The sequence below is a fragment of the Streptomyces sp. NPDC091371 genome (assembly GCF_040684275.1).
Lineage (GTDB): Bacteria > Actinomycetota > Actinomycetes > Streptomycetales > Streptomycetaceae > Streptomyces.
On the sequence record NZ_JBFBFP010000001.1, the window covers coordinates 269,077 to 286,579 of the forward strand.

Consider the following 17,503-nt stretch of genomic DNA (forward strand, 5'->3'; position numbering starts at 1 on the left):
AGCCTGCTCTACCCCGGGAGTAGAGGCTGGGTCAGTGCCCCGGCCACCCTGCGGGGCGTGGAATCGACCCATGACGACAACGAGGCACACCTCCCCGCAGGACGCGGTCGAGCTCCAGGGCGTACGGAAGGTCCACGGCGCCGGCGGCCGCTCGGTGACCGCCCTGGACGGCGTCTCCATCGGCTTCCCGCGCGGCACCTTCACCGCGATCATGGGGCCTTCCGGCTCCGGGAAGTCCACCCTGCTGCAGTGCGCGGCCGGACTGGAGCGGCCGACCGGTGGGCGGATCGTCCTCGCGGGCGTCGACATCGGCCCGCAGAGTGAGAAGGAGCGCACCAAGCTCCGCCGCGACCACGTCGGATTCGTCTTCCAGGCCTTCAACCTCGTCGAGTCCCTGACGGCGGCCCAGAACGTGGAGCTGCCGTCCCGGTTCGCCGGCCGCAAGGTCAGCCGCGAGCAGGTCGCGAACGCGCTCGCCGCGGTCGGCCTGGCCGAGCGGGCCGGCCACCGCCCCAGCGAGCTCTCCGGCGGTCAGCAGCAGCGCGTCGCCCTCGCCCGCGCCCTGGTCACCCGGCCCGACGTGCTCTTCGCGGACGAGCCCACCGGCGCCCTGGACACCGAAACCTCCAAGGAGGTGCTGCGGATGATGCGGATGCTCGTCGACCGGGAGGGCCAGACCACCCTGATGGTCACCCACGACCCGGTGGCGGCGGCCGTGGCCGACGTCGTCGTCTTCCTCAAGGACGGCCGGATCGCCGACCGCGTCCCGCTGGACCGGGGCCCGGGCGGCGCCAATGCCGCCGGGACCGCCGCCGAGATCGCCGCCCACATGGCCCGGCTGGAGGCGTGATGCTGATCCTCGCGAACGTCCGCGCACGCTGGTCCGGATTCCTCGGGGCCTTCATCGCCGTCCTGGTCGGCGTGGCCCTCATCACCACCACCCTGGTCGTCTACGACTCCTCCCGCCCCACCGTCCAGCCCCGGTACGCGGGCACCGCGGCCCTGGCCCTGCCCCCGCAGGCCGTCGACGCGGACGGCAGCCGTGCGGACCGGATCCCGTGGAGCGGGGCCGAGGCGGCGCCCCTCCTGGCCGGACTCGACGCGGTCCCCGGAGTGGCCGCCGTCGTGGCGGACCGCTCCTTCTACGCCCAGGCGATCGTCGGCGGCGAACCCGTCACCGACGAGGGCGCCCTGGAAGCCGGGCACGGCTGGGACAGCACCCTGACGGCCCCCTACCGGCTGGTCTCCGGCCGGGCCCCGAGCGGCGACCGCGAGGTCGTGGTCGACCGCGCCCTCGGCGCGGCCGCGGGCAGCGAACTCACCGTCAACATCACCGCGGGCCGCGAGCGGTTCACCGTCGTCGGCACCGTGGACGGACCCGGCTACTACTTCAGCGAGGCGTTCGCCGCCCGGCAGCAGCCCGGCGTCAGCGCCATCGCGCTGATCGCCGACCCGGGCGCCTCCGCCGACGCGATCGCCGCCGGCGCCAAGGATGTCCTCGGCGCCGAGGACGCCGGGGGCGCCGGGGGCACCGTGGTCTCCGGCGACGGCCGCGCCGCACTCCAGCCCGCGTACATCGAGCACAAGCGCTTCCTCGGCGTCCAGCTCATCAGCGCCATGGCCCTCCTCGGCCTGTTCACCACCGTCTTCGTCGTCGCCTCCATGCTGGTCCTGGCGACCGGCATGCGCCGCCGGGAGATCGGCCTGCTGCGCACCATCGGCGCCGGCCCCGAGCAGGTCCGCCGCATGATCCTCGGCGAGGCCGCCGTGGTCGGCGTGCTCGGCTCGATCGCCGGCTGCCTGGCCGGGGTCGCCGCCACCCCCGTGCTGCGGGACATCCTGCGCGGCCTGGACGTGACCCCGCCGGGCATGGGGACCACCGTCTCCGCCTGGCCGCTGCTCACGGCCTGCGCGATCGGAGTCGGCGTCAGCGTCACCGGCGCCTGGGCCGCCGGCCGCAAGGCCGCGCGGGTGGCCCCGATCGAGGCGCTGCTCGACAGCCGGTCGGCCAACACGGCCATGGGGCGCGGTCGTTGGATCACGGGCCTGGCCGTCCTCGGTGCCGGTGCCGTCCTCGCCGTCGGCACCGCCACCAGCACCGCCGACAAGCGGATCAACACGGCGATCCTCGCCACCATGGCCCTCGTCGTCGCGGCAGCCCTGCTCGCCCCCGTCTTCGTGGGCCCCGTCGGCCGCGTCCTGACCGCGCCGTTCCGGCGGCGGGGTTCGGCCGGCCCGCTGCTGATCCGGGCCGAACTCGTCGCCAACCCCCGCCGCGCGGCCTCCCTGGTGGCCCCCGTGATCGCGGCCGTCGGCTTCGCCGTCCTGCTCAGCGGCATCGTGGAGACCATGCGGGTGGCCTACCCGGCGGGCGAGGCCCTCAAGGTCGCGGGCCAGACGATCGTCACCCCGGCCGGCACCCCCGGCAACACCGACGAGGCCGTCGCCGCCAACCCGGTGGGCAAGGCCGCCCTGCCGACCCGCGCGTTCATCACCACCACCGCCGGCAAGCCGACCGTCCTGGACGTCCTCGGCACCCGAGACCCGCGCTGGAACCAGCCCGGCGAGGCCGTGCTCGGCACACGTACCGCCACGGACCTGGGCCTGGAGCAGGGCCAGAGCGTCACGGTCCGGTTCGCCGACGGCGCGAGCGTCCCCCTGCGGATCGGCGCGGTCCTGCCCGACGACCCGGCCCGCGGCGACTTCGTGGTCCCCCGCGACCTGGTCCGCGCCCACGACCCGGCCGCGCTCACCGACGACATCTTCGTCCCGGCCGGGACCGAGGCCTCCGACGCCGTCCCCGGCACCGCCCTGCACGACGCCGCCGCGTACGCCCTGGCGGACTACGACACCGACGCCAGGCTCACCGACAGCCTGGCCGCCATGCTCATCGCCATCGCCGTCGGCTACAGCGTGATCGCCGTCGCCAACAGCATGGCCATGGCGGCCCACGGCCGGCGCCGCGACTTCGCGGTGATGAAGTCCGCCGGCGGCACCGTGCGCCAGCTGCTCCTGCTCTCCGTGGGCGAGAGCGCGACGGTCGTCACCGTCGGCGCCGCCCTCGGCGTGCTGGTTACGCTGCCCCCGCTGGCCGGCATGGCCTCCGGCCTCTCCCAGACCACCTCGGCCGGCGTGGGCCTGCACCTGAACACCGCTGCCGTCGCCACCGCGATCGCCGGCACCCTGCTGGCGGCGGTCGCGGCCGGCGCGGTGGTCACCTGGAGGACGGTGCGCGGACGGTCCTCGTAGAACGGATCAGGCGGCGCGCATGCCCGACCGGTGGTCCGGGCGGCGGGGGGTCCAGCCGAGTTCGCGGGTCGCCTTCTCGTGCGAGACCCGCAGCCGGGTGTCGAGCATGAGGGCGCCGAGGTACGGGACCATCAGGCGCAGCGCCCACCCGGGCAGCAGGACCCGCCGTCCGCCGCGCGCCGCGGCGAGCTCGCCCCAGTGCGACGGCCGGTCGTCGACGATGTTGTACGCCTCGCCCGCCCGGCCCCGCGTCAGCGCGGCGACGGTGGCCTCGGCCGCGTCCTCGACGTGGACCCAGGGCACCACGCCGCCCCCGCCGAGCGGGACCGGGGTGGCCCGGCTCCCCGGGGTGGGGTCGAACCAGGTCCCCGGCCCGTAGAACACCCCGTACCGCAGCGCCGTGCCGGCCACGTGCCCGGCGGCGAAGAGCCGCCCCTCAGCCTCCAGGAGGCCGGTCATGACGTGGTCGGCGACCGTGCCGCCGGGGACGCCGAACGGGTCCTCCTCGGTGAGGAACCGGTCGCCGTGGTCGCGGTAGCCGTAGCCGAGCACGAGGGACTGGGTGAGGAACCGGCCCGCGCCGAGCACACCGGCGGCCTCCAGCAGGTTCGCCGTGCCCCGGACGCGCAGCACGTTGCTCGGGTCGTCCGCGGTCAGCGTCCGCTTGGGCGCCTTGAGCGCGGTCAGCTGGTGGATCACCGCGTCCGCCGCCAGACCGTCGAGGGAGCGCAGCAGGCCGTCCCGGTCCAGCGCGTCGGCACGTACGGGAGCCGCGCCGAGGGCGCGCACCGCGGCCGCGGAGACGTCCGTCCGGGCGAGGGCCAGCACCTCGTGGCCGTCGCGGACCAGGGCGCGGGTCAGCGGACGGCCGATGGCACCGGTCGCTCCGGCGAGCAGGACTCTCATCGTCAACCTCCTGGGACGGCCTCACGGCCTCGTGCGTACGACTAGAGGACAAGACGGCGGGCCCGGATGTGACGGGCCACCCGCCCCGGCCGGAGTGAGCCGCGTCACGGTGCCCGGCGGTGCGGTGTCCCTGGCAGATCGGCCGACAACCCCAGTCGCGGTCAGGATCCCTCCTGGCGGGCCAGGACCTCGGCGATCCGCGGGGGACGGTACGAGGGGCCCTAGAGGACCTTGCCGTCCTCCCGCAGGACGGGGCGGCCGTCGGGGCCGAGTTTGGACATGTTGGCGCGGTGGACCTCGGCCAGGACCGCGTCGAGGTCGATGCCGTGGACGGCGGCGGTGCCGTACGCGATGTAGACGACGTCGGCCAGTTCGTGCGCGAGGGCCGCGAGGCTGCCGGACTCCGTCGCCTCGGCGACCTCGGCCACCTCCTCCTCGAGGAGCACCTGGCGGTGCCGGGCGAGTTCCGGCGGGACGGGGGCCGGGCGGCCGGGGCCGAGTCCGAGGCCGAAGGCCCGGTGGAACTCGCGGACCAGGTCCTGGGGGGTGGGGGCGGGGACGGGAGCGGTCATGCGGCGCTCCTCTCGCGGCGCAGGGCGAGCACGGCGTTGTGGCCGCCGAACCCGAAGGAGTTGCTGAGCACGATGTCACCGGTGGTCGGCAGCGGCCGCGGCACGTACGTGACCACGTCCATGCCGCACGCGTCGTCGAGGTCGTCGCAGCCGATCGTGGGCGGAATGCGGCCGTGGTGGAGCGTGAGGGCGGACACCACGGCCTCCACCGCTCCCGCCGCTCCCTGCAGGTGGCCCAGGCTGCCCTTGACGGCCGTCACCGGGACGCCCGGTGCCGCCCCGCCGCGCTCGTCCAGGAACCGCCGCAGCGCCGTGGCCTCGGCGAGGTCGCCGTCCACGGTGGCGGTGGCGTGCGCGTTGATGTGGACGACGTCGGCCGGTACGGAACCGGCGTCGGCGAGCGCCCGGCGCAGCGCGCGGAGGATCCCCTCGCCCGAGGGGTCGGGCGCGCAGATGTGGTGGGCGTCGGCGGACAGGCCCCAGCCGGCGGCCTCGCAGTAGATCCTCGCCCCACGGGCCAGCGCGTGCTCCTCCGACTCCAGGACGACCAGGCCGGCGCCTTCACCGTGGACGAAACCGTCCCGGTCCTTGGCGAAGGGCCGCGAAGCCCGGGCCGGCTCGTCGTTGCGCGTGGACAGGGCCCGCATCGCGGAGAAGGAGGCCATCACGGCGGGGGTGACGGCCGCCTCCGTGCCGCCCGCCACGACGACGTCGAGGCGGCCGTGGCGGATGCGGTCGATCGCCTGCCCGATGGCCTCGGTGCCCGAAGCGCAGGCGCTCACGACGGTGCGTGCCTCGCCGGTGATCCGGAGGTCGAGGGAGACCTGGGCCGCCGCCTGGGAGCCGACGGTCATGGGGGCGGTGAGCGGGGACACGCTGCGCGGGCCCCGGTCGCGCAGCCGCCGGTCCCCGTCGACCAGGACGGGGGCGCCGCCGATGATGGTGCCGAGGCAGACCCCGACCCGCTCCGGGTCCAGGCCGCTCTCCACGGTTCCGGACGGATCGAGGCCCGCGTCCCGCCACGCCTCGCGGGCGGCGACGACCGCGAACTGGGCGGCGCGGTTCATGCGCCGGGCCCGGGCCGGGGGCAGCAGTCCGGCGGGGTCCGCCGGCACGGTCGCGGCGATGCGCACGGGCAGGTCGGAGAACTCCTCGCCCTCCAGCGCCCGCACACCGCTGCGGCCCTCGACGAGCCCTTGCCACAGGCCCGGGACGCCGACGCCGAGCGGGGTGATCGCGCCGAGGCCGGTGATCACGACCCGGCGAGGTGTCGTCTGGGTCACTCGCGACCGGTCGCCGGGCAGGGGCGGCTGCTGCATGGGGTTCTGCTTTCGTGTTGTCGCAGTCTCTCAACTACCCTGCTTTTGGCGGGCAGTTGAAATCCATGAAAGCCATCCGCCGGAGATCCGCGCAAGGCCTTGAGATACTCGTCACCCTCCTCGCCCGCTGTAGACTCGCGCTCATCGGGGGAGGGAATTCGAGGTCATGGAACTGCCGCATCTGCTGCGGGTCTGGCGAGTCGACGCAGGCGTAAAACTCGGACGGGAAAAGGCGCTTCCACAAAAGGAAGTGGCCGAGCTCATGGGTGTGAGCGAGCGCTGGTACCGCAGCCTGGAGTCGGGGGACTCCGTATCGCTTTCCAGCGACATATTGAGCCGCCTTTCCGAGGTGCTCGTCCTGGGGCCCGACGAACGGATGGTCCTGTACAGCCGCGCACTCGCCGGTGCCGCCGGAATCGCCCTCGCGGACGAGACGGGCGAGACCGAGAGCCAGCTCGCGCTCTTGCGCCTGGTCACCGCGCAGACCCTGTTCCCCGCCTATCTCACCGACGGCTCCTGGAACATGCTGGGTTACAACACCCTCATGGCCACCTGGTTTCCGTGGGTGCGCGAGCCGGCCGCCAATCTCATGCGCTGGGCGCTGACCGACCCCTCGGCCCGCGAGGAAATGCTCGACTGGCAGGAGCACGCGGAGGTGTACCTCGCGATGCTCCGGTTCGCCCTGGCCACGAGTTCCGCCCGCAAGGCCTCACTCGAGAGGCTCCTCGAAGGCGTCCTGGCGGATCCCGAGTGCCGCCGGCTCTGGGAGCAGGGGCCGAAGGTCGTCGCCTTCCGCCAGGGTCACCGGTACCGGCTGAATCTTCCGCATGTCTCGCCCGAGCAGATCACCGTGACCTCCCAGGTACTCCTCCCCGCATATCAGCACGGCATCCGCTGCGTCATGCTGCTGCCGTAGTCCTCACCCTACACATCGAATGCACCGTGTGAACCGGCAAGTTTTTGCCGGTTCAGACGGCAGGCGACCGGCAATTTATTGCCGGTCGCCTTTCTTTTTGCTCCCCCCTGCCGAGCGGCAAACTTTTGCCGCTTGACGGCCAGTTGAGGCTTTGGCAGCATCCTCGTCTCGCGAACCGTTTTCGGACAATCCCGAAGGTTTAACAAGGCAATGGCATTGCAATTTGCGAGTACGGCCAACCGGACCGTTCTCGCCCGCCGTCACCAGAATCGTCTCGACCAGGCGCTCACCACATCCGAATACCGCAGCCGTTTCCGTACCTGGGAACGCGTTGCCACCGTCCGGAACAGCCCGATGCGGGCACTGGAGGCCGACGGTGAACTCTTCTTCAGCCCCGAACTCGTCCCCGCCTTCTCCCACCCGCTGCTCCAGCGGGCCGAGCCGCACGTCCGCGAGGCCGTACTGATCCACCGGCTCTACGAGTACCTCAGGTTCACCATCGACCTGGAGCAGAGCGCGGTCATCCCGGTCACCGGGCACATCAGCCGCGGCATGTCCGGGCTGGACCTGCCCGAGCCGATGCGTGCGGACGCGTTCAAGATCGTGACGGACGAGGCCTGGCACGCCCAGTTCACCTACGAGATCCTCAGCCAGGTCCGCGCCCGCACCGGTGTCGCCCCGGCCCTCCCGGAGGCGCCCACGTTCACCTCCGAGCTGGCCCGCATCCACGAGGCCCTGCCGCACGAGATCCGCGGCCTGGACGAGATGCTCTTCGCCATCGTCAGCGAGACGCTCATCTCCTCGGTGCTGGAGGACCTGCCGCAGGACGAGCGGCTCCCCGAGGGGTCCGCGAGATGGTGGCCGACCACGCGGTCGACGAGGCCAAGCACCACACCTATTTCTCCACGCTGCTCAGGCACCTGTGGCCCGCGATGACGCAGCGGGAACGGGAGTTGGCGGGCCCGTACATCCCGCAGCTGATCTTCGCGTTCCTGGAGCCGGACTACACGAGCGCGGCCCTGGGGCTGCGGGCGGCCGGCCTGGGAAGTCAGGAAGTGGAACAGATCATGAGCGACGTCTACGCCCGCGACAGGATCGTGGAGGACGTGCGCCGCGGCGCCGGGCCCACGCTCCAGTACTTCATCGAGGCCGGCGCGCTGCGGCACGGCGCGACCCTCGAGGCGTTCCAGGAATCGGGGCTGATCGCGTGAAGGCGGCCATGGTCCGGTCGGCGCACGCACTGACGCCGACGGTCACCCAGTACTGGATCACCCGGCCGCCCGGCGGCGCGCCGCTCCCGGCCGCCGAGCCCGGCCAGCACGTCACGATGCGCGTCGGGCCGCGCGTCAAGACCTTCACGGTCGTGGCCGTCGACGCGGACGGCTACGAGCTGGCGATCCGCAACCGCCACCGCGGCGACCGGCGTGACCACCTCTCTCCGCGCCTGCACGCCGGAGCACCCGTCCGGGTCTCGGCCCCGGCGGGGCGGTTCACCGCGGGGCACCCGGCGCCCTTCACGCACTTCCTGGCCGCCGGCGTGGGCATCAACCCGGTCCTGGCGGTCCTGGCCGGCGGGCGGCTGCGCGGCTGGCGGCTCGTCTACGTCGACCGGGGCGCGGCGGAGTTCCCGTTCCTCGCCCGCCTCCGGGAGCTCGCCGGGGAGCAGGACGGCACCGTCGTCACCGTCGACACGGAAGCCGGGGGCCGCCCGGACTGGGCCGAGATCGTCGCCGCCGTCCCGGCCGGCAGCACCATCGGCGTGTGCGGCCCGCCCCCGATGGTCGAAGCCGTGCGCACCGCCGTCGACCAGGCCCCCGGGACGCGGCAGCTGATCGCGGACGGGCCCGCGTCGGGAGGCAGTGCCGACGTGTCTCCCGCCGTGGAAGTGGAATGCGTCAAGACCGGCATCACCTTCGAGGCCACCCAGCACCAGCCGCTGCTCGACGCGCTGAACCGCAACGGCGTCGCCGTCCCGTCCTCGTGCCGTCAGGGCATCTGCGGGACGTGCGAGATCGAGGTCCGCACCGGGCAGATCGACCACCGCGACGAGGTGCTCACCGACCAGGAGAAGGCCGACTCCAGCTTCATGCTCCCGTGCGTCAGCAAGTCGATCGGCCGCCGCCTCGTCCTCAACGTCTGACGCCCGTCCCCCCACCCCCAGCAGAAAGACCCCTGTGAACCAGCTCATCGCCGGCTACACCGGCCGGATCGGCTTCGACGCGCCGCTGGAGCCGACCCTCGGGTGCCTGCGGCACCTGCACGAGGCGCACCTCTACAACGTCCCCTTCGAGAACTTCAGCATGCACCGCAACGCCGAGCGCGGCCTCACCGAAGAGGCGCTCCGCGAGGTGATCGTGGACCGCCGCCGGGGCGGGATCTGCTTCGAGACGGGGCGGATGATGCAGTCGCTGTTCGACGCCTGCGGATTCGACTACGAGATCCGGCTCGGCAGCGGCTGCGCACCGCACCCGACCCCGGCGACCCACCAGGTGTTCACCGTGGCCCTGGACGGCGAGCGCTGGCTGTTCGACATCGGGTACGGGGCCCGCGGCCCCCGGGGCCCGGTCCGGCTCGCGGACGGCGAGGAGCTGGCCCACCCGGCCCTCTCCACCAGGGTCCGCCTCGACCAGGCCGCCACGGCCCCGGTCTGGACGGTCTCCGTCAAGGAGCACGCCGTCAACGCCCCCGAGTGGCAGGACATCTACCGGTTCGTCGACGCCCCGGCCCACCCGCTCGACCTGGAGATGGCGCACTTCTACACCACGTCCTCGCCCGACAGCCTCCTGAACCGGCACAAGGTCGCGAGCATCCCCACCCCGACCGGCCGCGTGAGCGTACGGGACGGTCACCTGACGGTCGTCGCGGACGGCACCAGCACCACCACCCCCATCGACGACGGCGCGGAACTCCAGGAGCTGGTCGGCCGGTACTTCGGCCTCACCGTCTCCCCGCAGGACCTCGCCCGGAAGGCAGAGCAGTGCACTTTCTGACCGTACCCGGCTACACCGGCTCCGGCCCGGACCACTGGCAGACCCACCTGGAGAACACCTACGAGGGCTTCTCCCGCGTGGTCCAGGACGACTGGGCGAGCGTCGACCGCGACCGCTGGGTCGCCAGGCTCGACGAGGCCGTGCGCGCCGTCGACGACGAGGTCTTCCTCATCGGCCACAGCTGCGGCGCGGTGACCGCCGCGCAGTGGGCCGCGACGCGCTTCGACACCCGGGTCGTCGGCGGCATCCTGGTCGCCCCGGCCGATGTCGAGGCGGCCGACGCGCTGCCCGCCATCAGGCCCCAGGCCCCGCTGCCCGCCGTCGTGCTGCCCATGCGGGCGCACCTCGTGCTCTCCGACGACGACCCCTTCCTGCCGCTGGAACGGGGCCTGGCACTGGCGGACACGTGGGGCACCACCGTCGAGATCGTCCCGGGCGGCGGGCACCTGGCCACCCGGGACGGCTACGGGCCGTGGGACCACGTGGCCACGCTGATCGCGCGGCACTCCGGAACCGCACTCGTACCGGCCGAGGGACGTGTCCCCCTTGCGCGGTAAGTTCGCGGCGGTGCCCCGGCCCGTCTACTTCTACCTGGCCGCCTCGTTCTTCATGGGGCTCGCCAACACCATCTTCGACGTGGTGTTCAACTTCTACCTCGCCGAGCGCGGCATCAGCGAGGGCGACGCGGGCGTGATCTACGCCATTGCCACCGGCGCCATGGCGGTCGCGGTCATACCGCTGCTCCTCCTGGGCCGGTACGTCTCGCAGCGGACCCTGCTCATCGGGGCGTCGCTGCTCTACACCCTCCCCTTCGCGGGCCTGCCGTTCGTGTCCTCGGTGGCCTCGGCCTCCGTCGTGCTGAGCCTGATCCTCGCGGGCATGCTGGGCCTGCTCTCGGTGGGCAACGCGATCGCCGGCGCGCAGGTCCCGGAGTCCGGGCGCACCCGGCTGTTCAGCACCTTCTTCATCTGCTACCTGGGCGCGGGCGTCATCGGGTCCGCCCTGGTGTCCGGGGTCAGCGGCCTGCTCGACACGAGCGATCTGGAGAAGTACCGCTTCTTCCTGCTGCTGTCCTTCCTCGCGGCCTGCGTGATGCTCGTCCTGCGCTTCCCGTCGGCGCGGTCGCTCCCGCGGCCGGCCGCCAGGGCCTCGCACGAGCAGGGCGAAGTGACGGGCGAGAAGCGCAACTTCGCGGCCCTGTTCGTGGCGGCCGGGTTCCTGGGTGCGTCGATCGCGTTGTTCTTCCGCTTCGCGAACGTCCTGTTCTCCCAGATCTACGACATCTCGGTGAGCGACATCTCGCTGATCCTGGGCACCGACAAGATCGTCAGCATCTTCGGCGCCATCTTCGCGCCCGTGCTGGTCAAGCGGTTCTCCCTGCGCCCGAGCGCGGTCATCTTCGGCATCCTGGCCGTCCTCGGCCTCGTACTGCAGACGCTGACGGTCCCGCTGGCCGTCTTCATCGTGCTCTACCTGCTGCGGCTGCTGTTCAACTACTGCCTGATGCCGCTGCTCGACACGGTCGCGATGTCCGGCTTCGCCCCGGCGCGGCAGATCGTCTCGATCGCCCTGCGGCAGTCCTCGTTCTACCTGGGCGGAGCCGTCGCGGCCGCCGTCTACGGGGAGCTGCTGGACGGCGGGCGGTGGCAGGCCGCCCTGTGGATCTCGGCGGCCTGCGCGCTCGTCGGGTCCCTCGCGATGACCTTCGTACGGAACGCCGAGCGCGCACCGTCCGGCGAACGGGAAGGGAAGGTGCTCGAACGTGCCTGAGACCGCAATGCTCGTGGTGGTGGACCCGTACTCCAGCGGCTCGGCCTTCGCCCGCCGCGCCAAGGAGCTGTACGGCATCGACTCGCTCGCCGTGCTGACCTCGGAAACCCTGCCGCCCTCGCTCCTCGCGACGTACCCGCGCGAGGACTTCACCGCGGAGGTGCGCTTCTCGGACGTCGCGGAGACGGCCGCGGCGATCGAGCGCCTGTGCGGCGGCCGCCGGCCCGAGTTCCTCATCTGCGGTTCCGAGCCGGGCGTCGAGGCGTACGACGCCCTGGCCGCCCACTGGGGAATGCGCCCCAACTCGGGCCCGTCGGAGCCCCGTCGGGACAAGTTCCTGATGCAGGCCCGGCTGCGGGACGCGGGCGTGCCGTACATCCCGCACCACAAGGGCTCCGACACCGAGTCCATCGTGGCGTGGTGCGCGGGCAGCGGCCTGGCCGAGTACGTGGTGAAGCCGGTGAAGTCCTTCGCCACCGACGGGGTGTTCTTCTGCTCCACCCTGGACGAGGTCCGGGCCGCGTGCGACCGGCTTTTCGGCCGCGTCGACCTCGCCGGTGAACTCATCACCGAACTCCTCGTGCAGGAACGGCTCGTCGGGCCGGAGTTCGTGGTCGACTCGGTGTCGCTCGACGGCACGCCGTTCGTCGTCAACATGTTCCGCTACACGAAGGAGACGGTCGGCGGGACCCCGGTCTACCGTGCGATGACGGCGGTGGAGGTCGGCGACCACCCCGAGATCACGGCCTACGTGGAACGGGCCCTCGCCGCGCTGGGCATCGAGAACGGGCCCGCCCACAGCGAGCTCGTCCTCACCGAACGAGGCCCGGTCCTCATCGAGACCGGCGCCCGCATGCACGGCGGCCTGGGCCCGACGCTGGTGGAGCGGTCCTCCTCCCACTCCCTGATCGATCTGACGCTGGCGTCGCGCGTGGCGCCGGAGGAGTTCCTGGCCGGGACCCGGGTGGCGCCGTCCCTCCGGCAGGGCGTGGTCGAGTGCTTCCTGTTCTCGCCGGCGGACGGCGTGGTCGCGGAGAACCGGGTCAAGGAGACCTGCGGGGAGCTCGGCAGCTACCTCTTCGACACCTGCGCGCAGTCCCCGGGGGACCGGGTCGACAAGACCACCGACCTGATCACCTCGTACGGCCGGGTCGTCCTCGCCAACGCGGACCCGCAGGCGCTGGTACGGGACGTGCACCGCGTCCTCGAACTCGACCGCCGCGGCCTGCTCCTCGGCATCACCCCCGCCTGACAGCCCGGCCCCGGTCGGCGCGGCCCCGGGCCACCGGCCCGGGGCCGCGCCGCGTGCCCTGTCAGTGCCGCATGGCACTGTGCCGTCATGACGACAACGACGGAGCTCACCCTCTTCGCCGACTACTTCCAGATCCACGTGACCGATGCGGATGCGGACGGCGATCTGAGCGACGCATGGACGGACCAGGCCGTTGCCGACCACCTCGCGGTGACACGGGAGGCGCTCGGCATCGGCACGGCCGTCAACGTCAACGTGTCCGTCACCGTCGTCGTCCTGCCCCGGGAACCGGGGGATGACAGCTCGGACTTCGATCACGTGGTGGAGGCCGGCCTCGACGTGACGTCGGGCCGCCTGATGGTTCTGGGATGTACGGATTACGCCCCCGATGCGGCCACGTTCGAGATCCCGCCGGGCTGGAACCGCGTCCGCGTATCCCGGAGCAACCTGGCCAGGGCGGCCGAGGCCGACATCGACTCCGACGAGAGCCCCGAAACGACGGAGCGGATCCGCATCCAGGTGTGGCCCGCCCCGCAATCCCCGGCGAAGATCATCAAGCGGTGGTCGGAGTCCGGTTGACGGCGGACAGGACGGCCAGCAGGGAAGCCGTCAGGGTGGAGGTGTCGTACCCGGCACCCCAGCGGACGGTGGCACCGACGCGGCATCGGGCGTAGGCCGCCGCGGGGCTGCAGGGCCCCGGCGCGGTCGCGTGCTCGGCGAAGTCGAGGACGTCGATGGCGATGCCCGCGCCCAGCAGGGCGTGGACGAAGGCGGAGACGGGCCCGTTGCCGGTGCCCTCGTGGTCGGACTCGCGGCCGCCGATCCGCAGGGTGCAGGCGAAGCGGTGCTCTCCGGCGGGTGAGCGGTCGGTGGTCCAGGACGCCAGCACCACCTCGCCCTCCGTGCCCGGGACGAGATAGGTCGCGCGGAACAGCTCCCACAGGTCCTCGGCGGTGGCCTCCTCGCCGCTGTCGTCGGTCGCCCGCTGCACCGTGCGGGAGAAGTCGGCGCGCAGCGCCTGCGGCAGGTCGAGGCCGAAGCCCTCGCGCAGCAGGTGGGCGACACCGCCCTTGCCCGACTGGCTGTTGACCCGGATGACCGCCTCGTAGCTGCGCCCCAGATCGGCCGGGTCGATCGGCAGGTACGGGACCTCCCAAGGCGCCTCGTCCTCGGGGACCCCCAACTCGGCGGCCCGTGCGGCGTGGTGGGCCAGCCCCTTGCCGATCGCGTCCTGGTGGGTGCCGGAGAAGGCGGTGTGCACCAGCTCGCCGACGTACGGATGGCGCGGGTGCACCGGCAGCCGGTTGCAGTACTCGACGGTGCGCCTGATCTCGTCGAGGCGAGAGAAGTCGATCATCGGGTCGACGCCCTGCGTGTACAGGTTCAGCCCCAGGGTCACCAGGTCGACGTTGCCGGTGCGCTCGCCGTTGCCGAAGAGGCAGCCCTCGACGCGCTGGGCGCCCGCGAGGAGGGCCAGTTCGGCGCAGGCGACTCCGGTGCCGCGGTCGTTGTGCGGGTCGAACAGGCCACGGAACGGCTGCGCGAGCACATCGCCTCGGGCCAGTGGCCCGTCGGCGCCAGGCTCCCCGGCGAAACCACCCTGGCCAAGGACCTCGGCGTGGGCCGGTCCACCGTGCGCGAGGCCCTGCGGGCCCTCGCCGGAGCGGGACTCGTCCAGGCCCGCCAGGGCGCCGGCGTCTTCGTCATCGCCACCGAGCCGGCCGAGGACTGGTCCACCCGGCTGAACAGGGCCGCCGTCACCGACGTCTACGAGGTCCGCCTCCTCATCGAGGTGCAGGCGGCCCGCCTCGCCGCCGAGCGCCGCACCGACGAGGACCTCACCGCCATCACCGCGGCCCTCGCGGCCCGCCGCGCCGCCGCCTCGGCGGACGACGCCGCCTTCGTGGACGCCGACATCGCCCTGCACTCGGCCGTCGTCGCCGCCGCGCACAACCCCGTACTCACCGACCTGTTCGCCGAGTTCGTGCCCGCACTGCGCCGGGGCCTGATCGACCTGGTGGCCCTGCTCGCGCTGCGCGCCGAGGACGGGAACCCCGGCGACGAGCTCCACGCCGCCCTCGTCCACGCGATCGAGCACGCGGACGCGGACGCGGCCGCCCACGCCACCCGAACCGAACTGTCGGCCACCCTGGGGTGGCTGCGGGGCCGGAAGGGCTAGGGCCTGTCCGACCCTGATCCGCCGGAAGGGCTAGGCTCCGGCGAGCCTGGCGGAGCCGAAGCGGTCTCGGACGAGGAAGCGTACGAAGGCCCAGATCGCGGCGGCGTTGACCAGGGCGCCGATCAGGATCGCGGCGTGGAAGCCCAGTTCCGTCCACACGTCCAGCTCGGGGGCCACGGAGGTGTCCGGGGTCCAGTCGGCCGGCAGCGGATCGTTCTCGGAGGGGAACTCCGTGGGCACCGGCAGCGGGCCGGGCGGCTCGGCGCCGTAGTAGGGCTCCACCTCGGGGGCCGGGCCCGCCGCGGCGGGCATCGCGGGGCCGAGGACGCCGAGGAGCAGGAGGCTGACCGGCGCGGTGGCCAGGATCGGCCAGACCCCGAAGAAGCCGATGTCCCCGGTACGGCTGCCCACGACCACCCAGAGCTGCATCGCCAGCACCAGCGCCAGGTAGCCGCCGGGCACCCACATCTCGACCTTCGACCAACGCCGTACCATCACGATCCCCGCTCCCGTTCCCGTTCCCGTTCGTTCCGGGATCAGTCTCGAAGAGCGCGCGCCCCGCCGCGTGAGTACACCTACTCATCCCTGCCTGCCCGCGTACCCGGTCGGCCACCCCGCAACTCAGCGGCTCATTGCCCGGGGCAACGACGGGCGGCGGCGCTGCTCACGTCGCCGACGGCCGCGGCTGCTCCGGCGGGACCGAGCTCTCGGCGACCGCCATCCACTGGTCCAGGTCGGACTGGGTGAAGTCCGTCCACGGCGGGATTTCGGGGAGCCGGCGGAGGAGGTCGTAGGCCTCGGGGATCTGGGGGCCGCGCAGGACCGGGCAGTGGCAGCCGGCGATGACCTCGGCGTTCAGGCGTTGGAAGTCGGTGACGACCGTCCCGAACTTCTGGGCGTCCAGCAGGGAGACCCAGGGGGAGACCAGGCGTCCGCCGAAGAGCTGGCCTTCGCGGAACTCGTCCGGCGACAGCTCTGACGTTTCGGGCACGGGGACCGGCACGTTCGTGGCGAAGGTGTCGACGGCCCACAGGACGCTGGTCTTCGGGTCGAAGAGGGACCGGGTCGTGGGGTTGTCGTACAGGGGCGGTCGCTTGGCGACCAGGGTGCGGTCGCCCGTGTCGATCGTGTCGCCGTCGGTCACGAAGCGGCACCGGTTGATGGGGGTCTCCCACTCCTCGGCCATGCGGCCGATGGAGGACCATGTCGTCAGCAGGGTCGCGTTCGGGCATTGCGCGAGGACCGGCAGGAGGTTGCCGGCGTGGTCGCGGTCGTCGTGGGTGAGGAAGATCCACCGTACGTCCAGGGGGTCCACGACGGACCAGGCAGCCTCCAGCCACTGGGCGCGCACCGCGGGTGCCCCGGTGTCCACGAGGACGGGTTCGGCTCCCCGGATCACCATCGAGTTCATCGGGAAGTGGCCGACGGGCGGGGCCTCGAGGGCCCACGGGATGACGAACGTCTCCTCAGCGATCTTGTACGGCTGCAGAAGGTTGAAACTTTGCACGGTTGTCATGGCTGCCTCTCCCTGGGATGGAGTCGCCGCAACGTCCATGAATCCAGTGCAGCCCCATGCCGGGCCATCGGCAAGCGCAGGTCAGGCCAGGCCGCGCGGTGGATGGGCAACAACCCCTGCGGCCGCTCCCCCTACCGGGGTAGGGGGTCGTATGGGCACTGCGGAGGGACGCGCGGGGCAGGGGCCGGCTTCTAGGTTTCGGGTGTCGGCAAGCAGGCCGGCCAGAGAGGGGAGAAGAGACCATGGCTGCTATCGCTTCGCACCGCACCGGCAACGCCGCGGAGTCCGGCTCGGTTGTCCTGCGGTCGCGGTTCGTGCGCCGGATCGGGTACGCCGCCCTGCTCCTTCCGGCGGTGGTGGGGGCGGCCGGCGCGGTGGCAGTCGGGCGTTCGGACGCGGCGCGCCGGTGGTGGGCCCGAATCGGCGAGCAGGGCCCGGCGGCGCGGGCCGAGAACGGCCGGCCCGGCCGGGCGCGGCTGCTGGCGCACTCTCTCCTGTGCCTCCCGCTGGGCCTCCTCGCGCTGATCCCGGTCGGGCTGGAGATCCTGTTCGTCCTGCGCGGCATCCTGTACCCGCTGGTCCAGCCCGGCCCCTACACGAACGCGTGGGGCGGCCCGTCGATGGCCGGGGCCTGGCTGGCGCACTTCGGGATAGGCCTGCTGTTCGCGGTGGCGGGGCTGGGCGCCCTGTGGCTCCTGAACCGTCTGCACGCCCGGCTGGCGGGCGGAATGTGGGGCGGCCGGGTCGGTGTGTGGCCGGTCGCCGTCACCGCGGCGGCCTTCGCGGGCGGCGTCATGCTGGTCATCGCCTGGCTCCACCAGGTGTGACCGGTCG

General features: G+C 72.7%; 17 protein-coding genes and 2 pseudogenes. 13 read left to right on the forward strand and 6 right to left on the reverse strand.

What is annotated here, in order from left to right; translation table 11 throughout:
• The first annotated feature begins 70 nt into the window (after positions 1-70).
• A complete protein-coding gene (locus tag AB0O21_RS01350) occupies positions 71-850 on the forward strand; it encodes an ABC transporter ATP-binding protein (RefSeq protein WP_365164741.1) in 780 nt (259 codons plus the stop codon).
• Positions 850-3,249, forward strand: coding sequence for an ABC transporter permease (locus tag AB0O21_RS01355; protein WP_365164743.1), 2,400 nt, complete (start codon positions 850-852; stop codon positions 3,247-3,249). The genes AB0O21_RS01350 and AB0O21_RS01355 overlap by 1 nt, the downstream gene beginning before the upstream one ends.
• A gap of 6 nt (positions 3,250-3,255) precedes the next feature.
• Here the strand turns inward: AB0O21_RS01355 and AB0O21_RS01360 are convergent, their stop codons facing one another.
• From AB0O21_RS01360 to AB0O21_RS01370, 3 genes and pseudogenes are all read right to left on the reverse strand, one after another.
• Positions 3,256-4,155, reverse strand: a complete 900-nt coding sequence (locus tag AB0O21_RS01360) for an NAD(P)-dependent oxidoreductase (protein WP_365164745.1) — start codon at positions 4,153-4,155, stop codon at positions 3,256-3,258.
• A 224-nt stretch (positions 4,156-4,379) separates the two neighbouring features.
• Positions 4,380-4,727: pseudogene (locus tag AB0O21_RS01365) on the reverse strand (MazG nucleotide pyrophosphohydrolase domain-containing protein); the annotation flags it as partial.
• Positions 4,724-6,046: a beta-ketoacyl-[acyl-carrier-protein] synthase family protein gene (locus AB0O21_RS01370; RefSeq protein ID WP_365164748.1), complete on the reverse strand. Its 1,323-nt coding sequence runs from the start codon at positions 6,044-6,046 to the stop codon at positions 4,724-4,726. The gene AB0O21_RS01370 and the pseudogene AB0O21_RS01365, both read right to left, overlap by 4 nt.
• Before the next feature lie 262 nt (positions 6,047-6,308).
• On the opposite strand from AB0O21_RS01370, the gene AB0O21_RS01375 reads away from it, so the two are divergent.
• The 9 genes from AB0O21_RS01375 to AB0O21_RS01415 all read left to right on the forward strand — a co-directional run bounded on the left by AB0O21_RS01375 (position 6,309) and on the right by AB0O21_RS01415 (position 13,553).
• Positions 6,309-6,962 carry an XRE family transcriptional regulator gene (locus tag AB0O21_RS01375; protein WP_365164750.1) on the forward strand — a complete coding sequence of 218 codons (654 nt, stop codon included), beginning with the start codon at positions 6,309-6,311 and terminating at the stop codon, positions 6,960-6,962.
• Positions 6,963-7,316: 354 nt separating this feature from the next.
• Entirely contained in the window at positions 7,317-7,898 is a 582-nt protein-coding gene (locus AB0O21_RS01380) for a diiron oxygenase (protein WP_365164753.1), read from the forward strand.
• Positions 7,817-8,173, forward strand: coding sequence for a diiron oxygenase (locus AB0O21_RS01385; protein ID WP_365164755.1), 357 nt, complete (start codon positions 7,817-7,819; stop codon positions 8,171-8,173). Before AB0O21_RS01380 ends, AB0O21_RS01385 begins: the two co-directional genes overlap by 82 nt.
• Positions 8,170-9,102 (forward strand): iron-sulfur cluster-binding domain-containing protein, encoded by a 933-nt coding sequence (locus AB0O21_RS01390; RefSeq protein ID WP_365164758.1) that lies wholly within the window; start codon positions 8,170-8,172, stop codon positions 9,100-9,102. Before AB0O21_RS01385 ends, AB0O21_RS01390 begins: the two co-directional genes overlap by 4 nt.
• A gap of 34 nt (positions 9,103-9,136) precedes the next feature.
• Complete coding sequence (locus AB0O21_RS01395) at positions 9,137-9,952, forward strand: arylamine N-acetyltransferase (RefSeq protein ID WP_365164761.1); 816 nt, start codon at positions 9,137-9,139, stop codon at positions 9,950-9,952.
• Positions 9,940-10,509: an alpha/beta fold hydrolase gene (locus tag AB0O21_RS01400; protein ID WP_365164764.1), complete on the forward strand. Its 570-nt coding sequence runs from the start codon at positions 9,940-9,942 to the stop codon at positions 10,507-10,509. Before AB0O21_RS01395 ends, AB0O21_RS01400 begins: the two co-directional genes overlap by 13 nt.
• Positions 10,499-11,722: an MFS transporter gene (locus AB0O21_RS01405; protein ID WP_365164766.1), complete on the forward strand. Its 1,224-nt coding sequence runs from the start codon at positions 10,499-10,501 to the stop codon at positions 11,720-11,722. Before AB0O21_RS01400 ends, AB0O21_RS01405 begins: the two co-directional genes overlap by 11 nt.
• Positions 11,715-12,974 carry an ATP-grasp domain-containing protein gene (locus AB0O21_RS01410; protein WP_365164768.1) on the forward strand — a complete coding sequence of 420 codons (1,260 nt, stop codon included), beginning with the start codon at positions 11,715-11,717 and terminating at the stop codon, positions 12,972-12,974. Before AB0O21_RS01405 ends, AB0O21_RS01410 begins: the two co-directional genes overlap by 8 nt.
• 87 nt (positions 12,975-13,061) lie before the next feature.
• Positions 13,062-13,553, forward strand: a complete 492-nt coding sequence (locus AB0O21_RS01415) for a hypothetical protein (protein WP_365164770.1) — start codon at positions 13,062-13,064, stop codon at positions 13,551-13,553.
• On the opposite strand, the pseudogene AB0O21_RS01420 reads toward AB0O21_RS01415, so the two are convergent.
• Positions 13,528-14,490, reverse strand: a pseudogene (locus AB0O21_RS01420) (alpha-isopropylmalate synthase regulatory domain-containing protein); the annotation flags it as partial. The gene AB0O21_RS01415 and the pseudogene AB0O21_RS01420 overlap by 26 nt on opposite strands.
• On the opposite strand from AB0O21_RS01420, the gene AB0O21_RS01425 reads away from it, so the two are divergent.
• Positions 14,485-15,153 carry an FCD domain-containing protein gene (locus tag AB0O21_RS01425; RefSeq protein WP_365164772.1) on the forward strand — a complete coding sequence of 223 codons (669 nt, stop codon included), beginning with the start codon at positions 14,485-14,487 and terminating at the stop codon, positions 15,151-15,153. The pseudogene AB0O21_RS01420 and the gene AB0O21_RS01425 sit on opposite strands and share 6 nt — an antisense overlap.
• Positions 15,154-15,183: 30 nt before the next feature.
• Here AB0O21_RS01425 and AB0O21_RS01430 read toward each other — a convergent pair whose 3' ends face one another.
• Together AB0O21_RS01430 and AB0O21_RS01435 are read right to left on the reverse strand one after the other, a co-directional pair.
• Positions 15,184-15,651 carry a hypothetical protein gene (locus AB0O21_RS01430; protein WP_365164774.1) on the reverse strand — a complete coding sequence of 156 codons (468 nt, stop codon included), beginning with the start codon at positions 15,649-15,651 and terminating at the stop codon, positions 15,184-15,186.
• A 166-nt stretch (positions 15,652-15,817) separates the two neighbouring features.
• Complete coding sequence (locus AB0O21_RS01435) at positions 15,818-16,669, reverse strand: MBL fold metallo-hydrolase (protein ID WP_365164776.1); 852 nt, start codon at positions 16,667-16,669, stop codon at positions 15,818-15,820.
• Positions 16,670-16,911: 242 nt separating this feature from the next.
• Between AB0O21_RS01435 and AB0O21_RS01440 the strand changes: the two genes are divergently transcribed.
• Positions 16,912-17,496 (forward strand): hypothetical protein, encoded by a 585-nt coding sequence (locus AB0O21_RS01440; RefSeq protein ID WP_365164779.1) that lies wholly within the window; start codon positions 16,912-16,914, stop codon positions 17,494-17,496.
• The last annotated feature ends 7 nt before the right edge of the window (positions 17,497-17,503 follow it).

Bases quoted from the DNA above. Each gene is read 5' to 3' on its own strand.
- AB0O21_RS01370 (WP_365164748.1), bottom strand. From the start codon at position 6,046: ATGCAGCAGCCGCCCCTGCCCGGCGACCGGTCGCGAGTGACCCAGACG.
- AB0O21_RS01435 (WP_365164776.1), bottom strand. From the start codon at position 16,669: ATGACAACCGTGCAAAGTTTCAACCTTCTGCAGCCGTACAAGATCGCT.
- AB0O21_RS01385 (WP_365164755.1), top strand. From the start codon at position 7,817: ATGGTGGCCGACCACGCGGTCGACGAGGCCAAGCACCACACCTATTTC.
- AB0O21_RS01375 (WP_365164750.1), top strand. From the start codon at position 6,309: ATGGGTGTGAGCGAGCGCTGGTACCGCAGCCTGGAGTCGGGGGACTCC.
- AB0O21_RS01360 (WP_365164745.1), bottom strand. From the start codon at position 4,155: ATGAGAGTCCTGCTCGCCGGAGCGACCGGTGCCATCGGCCGTCCGCTG.
- AB0O21_RS01440 (WP_365164779.1), top strand. From the start codon at position 16,912: ATGGCTGCTATCGCTTCGCACCGCACCGGCAACGCCGCGGAGTCCGGC.
- AB0O21_RS01380 (WP_365164753.1), top strand. From the start codon at position 7,317: ATGCGGGCACTGGAGGCCGACGGTGAACTCTTCTTCAGCCCCGAACTC.
- AB0O21_RS01355 (WP_365164743.1), top strand. From the start codon at position 850: ATGCTGATCCTCGCGAACGTCCGCGCACGCTGGTCCGGATTCCTCGGG.
- AB0O21_RS01350 (WP_365164741.1), top strand. From the start codon at position 71: ATGACGACAACGAGGCACACCTCCCCGCAGGACGCGGTCGAGCTCCAG.
- AB0O21_RS01415 (WP_365164770.1), top strand. From the start codon at position 13,062: ATGACGACAACGACGGAGCTCACCCTCTTCGCCGACTACTTCCAGATC.